Origin of the sequence: Caldalkalibacillus salinus (genome assembly GCF_016745835.1) — a bacterium.
GTDB lineage: Bacteria > Bacillota > Bacilli > Caldalkalibacillales > JCM-10596 > Caldalkalibacillus_A > Caldalkalibacillus_A salinus.
Window position 1 is genome coordinate 1 of sequence record NZ_JAERVL010000003.1, and the last position, 385, is coordinate 385.

Below are 385 nucleotides of genomic sequence, written 5' to 3' on the forward strand. Positions count from 1 at the left end.
CTAACGTGATTGAAGATCACAAAAGCCAGCCAGCTACCGAAGGATGTAGGGGATAAAATCACACCCCTCTTCCTTTCCAAAAAACAATTAAAAGGAGAGGGTTCAAATGATGGAAAAGCTAATGGGATTAGTAAGAGAAGAAGAAGGACAAGGGATGACAGAGTACGGTTTAGTATTAGGTGTTATTGCGATAGCGGTACTAGGAATCATCGTGACATTAAGAGGAGAAATTGTACAACTTTATAAAGAAGCAGTGACAGCTATTGAAGGACGTGAAACAGCAACAACAGCAGCAGACGGAGCATAATTACTAAACAATAATACAGACTCGAAAGGGCAAAATTGACGAAAGTCAATGACGCAAAGCTACAGGGGCTAACGTGAT

1 protein-coding gene and 1 riboswitch are annotated in these 385 nt (G+C 40.8%); the gene reads left to right on the plus strand.

Going from position 1 to position 385, the window contains the following annotated elements:
- Nucleotides 1-106 precede the first annotated feature (106 nt).
- Complete coding sequence (locus JKM87_RS03715) at nucleotides 107-307, plus strand: Flp family type IVb pilin (protein ID WP_202078108.1); 201 nt, start codon at nucleotides 107-109, stop codon at nucleotides 305-307.
- Nucleotides 308-325: 18 nt separating this feature from the next.
- Nucleotides 326-385: riboswitch (cyclic di-GMP riboswitch) on the plus strand. This riboswitch is flagged as partial in the annotation.

Coding starts and splice junctions, on each gene's coding strand:
- JKM87_RS03715 (WP_202078108.1), top strand. CDS start 107: ATGATGGAAAAGCTAATGGGATTAGTAAGAGAAGAAGAAGGACAAGGG.